The organism is Kutzneria sp. 744, from assembly GCF_000568255.1.
In the GTDB taxonomy this organism is placed as follows: Bacteria; Actinomycetota; Actinomycetes; order Mycobacteriales; family Pseudonocardiaceae; genus Kutzneria.
In genome coordinates, this window is sequence record NZ_KK037166.1 from 5,851,922 (window position 1) to 5,854,962 (window position 3,041).

Sequence of the window (3,041 nt, forward strand, 5' to 3'; positions counted from 1 at the left end):
TAGCGGGGCCGACGGCCGGCCCAGCTCGGCCGCGGCAGCCCCAGGTCAGGTCTGTTCGGAAGAGCGTCGCGAGTGGGCGCTGTGGCCGGAGCACCCCGTCCACGCGGCGACTTTCTGTCTGGGGTGGGTCGCGCGAGCGGGGGCTCGGTGAGAAAAGTTTGCCGGATCCGGCTGGCGCACCTCTCTGAGCGGTGCGCGACGGCCGGGATCGCCCGACCCTTTCTGACTGAGGCCGGCGGCCGGCCCGGCACCTCAGCCAGAAAGGTTCGCCGCATCGGGCGGGGAGTGATCGGCCGGCGCCCTGCGGCGGCGCGGGGCGAGATCGCCGGTGGCGCGCGTCGACCAGTAAGGTGCGCCGCTCCCGTGCCGGCCCGCCATCTTTCTCACTGACTTGGGCGACCGTCGCCGGGCGGCGGTGAGAAAGGTCGGCCGCCTGGCCGCCCGGCGGCGGAGGGTTTCTCACTGGGGGCGGGGTCGGACCGGGAAGCTCGTCAGAAAGGAATCGGCGCGGGGCGGTAGGGGTCCCGACAGCCGAGAGCGGCCCGCCGGGATCCGGGGGCCGCTCAGGGGTGGGACGGGGTCAGCCGCGGGCGCGCTGCTTGATGCGGGAGGTGAGCTCCTGCACCTGGTCGTAGATGCGGCGGCGCTCGGCCATCTCCTTGCGGATCTTCTTGTCCGCGTGCATGACGGTGGTGTGGTCGCGGCCGCCGAAGGTCTGGCCGATCTTGGGCAGCGAGAGGTCGGTCAGCTCGCGGCACAGATACATGGAGATCTGCCGGGCCTGGGCCAGGGCCTTGGTCTTGCCGGGCCCGCACAGGTCGTCGATGCTCACGCCGAAGAACTCGGCGGTGACGGCCATGATCGTGGGGGCGGTGATCTCCGGGGCGTGCGAGTCCGGGATGAGGTCCCGCAGCACGATCTCGGCCAGCTGCACGTCGACGGGCTGCCGGTTCAGGGAGGCGAAGGCGGTCACGCGGATCAGCGCGCCCTCCAGCTCCCGGATGTTGCGCTCGATCCGGGCGGCGATGAACTCCAGCACCTCGGCCGGCGCGGCCAGGCGGTCCTGGGCGGCCTTCTTGCGCAGGATGGCGATCCGGGTCTCCAGCTCGGGTGGCTGGATGTCGGTGATCAGGCCCCACTCGAACCGCGTGCGCAGCCGGTCCTCCAGGGTCTCCAGCCGCTTGGGCGGCCGGTCGGAGGACACGACGATCTGCTTGTTCGAGTTGTGCAGCGTGTTGAAGGTGTGGAAGAACTCCTCCTGCGTTCCCTCCTTGCCCTCCAGGAACTGGATGTCGTCGACGAGCAGCACGTCGATGTCCCGGTAGCGGCGCTGGAAGGCGATCTTGCGGTCGTCCCGCAGGGAGTTGATGAAGTCGTTGGTGAACTCCTCGGTGGACACGTAGCGAACGCGCATCCCCGGGAACAGGCGCTGGGCGTAGTGCCCGACGGCGTGCAGCAGGTGGGTCTTGCCGAGACCGGACTCGCCCCAGATGAACAGCGGGTTGTACGCGCGCGCCGGCGCCTCGGCCACGGCCACGGCGGCGGCGTGCGCGAAGCGGTTGGACGCGCCGATGACAAAGGTGTCGAAGGTGTACTTCTCGTTCAGCCTGGTCTGCGAGTTGGTCTGGCTCAGCTGCGCGGCCGGCGGCCCGCTGAACGTCGGCCAGATCTCGTGCACGGTGGCCAGCGCCTCGCGCTCCTCGTCCACCTCGTCCTCGGACTCGCCGTCGTCGGACACGGCGATCGCCTGCATCGGCGCGGTCTGCTCGGCGGGAGCGACGGCCGGCGGGCGGGGCACGGGGGTGGTGATCAACGGCTGCGGGGTCGGTGCGGGCGGCGGGACGGCGGTGGTGCGCGGCACCACGGTGTCGACCTTGACAGCCAGCGACACCGGGCGGCCGAGCCGGCGGGACAGCGCGGCGGTGATCGGATCACGCAGCGCCCGCTCGATGGCCTCCTTGGCGAAGTCGCTCGGCGCGCCGAGCAGGACCGTGCCGTCCAGCAGCCCGATCGGCCGGGTCACCCGCATCCAGGCGCGCTGCAACGAGGACAGGGCCCCCGCGGCGAGCAGTTCCTGGACGACCTGGTCCCATACCTGACCGAGGTTGGTCTGGTCGTCGGACACGTTCCTGCTCCCCTCCCTCGCCGGTTTCGCCGACGCCGGGATCAACGTGCGAATGCGCAGCAGCCCCAGAGCGTCACGTCCAGTGGTGCTGTGGACACCCGGACCATGTAGTCCACAGGTTGTCCACAACTGTGCACGAAGGTACGCCGGGACACATCGGCGCCTCGCACTGGGTCGGCCAGCGGCGGGGTCCGGGTTCCGCGCGACTCCTCGGCGCCACGTGGGGGAAGACCCGGGCCGAGCCCGAGGTCGAAACCGCGGAGGAGCACGCTAACAAGGCGTGGCGGCCGCCACAAGACGAACTGACCGGTCACTCCCCCACCGTGGCCCGTCTGTCGCCTGATGGGGTGCGGCGCGGTGGCGCAGCGCAGCCGATTTGAGAACCGGCGCGCAGCTGCGTACTCTCGAATGGTCTCCCGCTGGTAGCGGGCGTCTTCGCGCGCCTGTGCCAATGAGCGCCGGAACATGATCCGGCGCCCACGACATCTCGTCCGGTAGGGCCGCGTAGTGCGGTGACCGTGTGAGTGCGGCTGGGGACACCACCAGACCTGCTTGCAGTGAGCACCGGGAGACCCAGAAGTGAGCAAGGGTAAGCGCACCTTCCAGCCCAACAACCGTCGTCGCGCCAAGACCCATGGGTTCCGGCTGCGGATGCGTACTCGCGCGGGCCGCGCGATCCTGGCCGCTCGCCGGGGCAAGGGCCGCGCCCGCCTCTCCGCCTGACCCTGACGCGCCGTGCTCCCCGCGGCCGCCCGGCTGACCAGTAGCCACGACTTCGGCCTGGTCGTCCGCCGGGGTCGCCGAGCCGGCAGACCCCGGCTCGTCGTGCATGCCCTGACGAGCCCGGCGGACACCTCAGCACCGACGTCGCCCACCCGGACCGAGCTCGCTCGGACCAGGGTGGGCTTCGTCGTGA

At 71.0% G+C, this 3,041-nt stretch carries 3 protein-coding genes; 2 read left to right on the forward strand and 1 reads right to left on the reverse strand.

Annotated elements, in window-relative coordinates; translation table 11 throughout:
• Window positions 1-580 precede the first annotated feature (580 nt).
• A complete protein-coding gene (dnaA, locus tag KUTG_RS26425) occupies window positions 581-2,125 on the reverse strand; it encodes a chromosomal replication initiator protein DnaA (protein WP_043720489.1) in 1,545 nt (514 codons plus the stop codon).
• Window positions 2,126-2,704: 579 nt separating this feature from the next.
• Between dnaA and rpmH the strand changes: the two genes are divergently transcribed.
• Complete coding sequence (gene rpmH, locus KUTG_RS56625) at window positions 2,705-2,848, forward strand: 50S ribosomal protein L34 (protein WP_084579815.1); 144 nt, start codon at window positions 2,705-2,707, stop codon at window positions 2,846-2,848.
• 12 nt (window positions 2,849-2,860) lie between these two features.
• Window positions 2,861-3,041: ribonuclease P protein component (locus KUTG_RS61665; protein WP_198047808.1), on the forward strand; the 181-nt coding region annotated here is incomplete at its 3' end.